This is a genomic window from Pseudorhodobacter sp. E13 (assembly GCF_003991405.1).
Taxonomy (GTDB): Bacteria; Pseudomonadota; Alphaproteobacteria; order Rhodobacterales; family Rhodobacteraceae; genus Pseudorhodobacter.
Genome location: NZ_RPEN01000076.1, coordinates 1 through 359 on the forward strand (window position 1 = coordinate 1; position 359 = coordinate 359).

A 359-nucleotide genomic window follows, 5' to 3' on the forward strand; every position below is an offset into this window, starting at 1 on the left:
CAAGGCCCGCGCGGAATTGCTCGCCGTTTGACAGATGGGTAAAGGGCCGTAGCCAGGACGGCACCGAGCCAAGCCCAACGGCAGCGAGCGCGCCCGTCACCTGATCGAAATCGCCCTTGGGGGCAATCGCTTCGATCAGGGGCAGGTTGGGCCAGCTTTGGGCGGCGCTCTCGCCCCCGAAAAGCGCTTTTGCCGCAGAGGTTTTGCCCGAGCCTGAAGGGCCAACGATCAACCCGATTTGCCACGGGCGAGCAGTCAGATCGACCTCCATTTCAAGGCGAAAGTCCGCGTCCTTTTCGATGTTGAACAGGCTTGCCACACGGGCCGCACGATAGCTGTCTGGGATTGGGGCGGGGTGA

At 63.0% G+C, this 359-nt stretch carries 1 pseudogene; it reads right to left on the minus strand.

What is annotated here, in order from left to right:
* A pseudogene (locus tag EGN72_RS00170) lies at nucleotides 1–359 on the minus strand (ABC transporter ATP-binding protein); the annotation flags it as partial.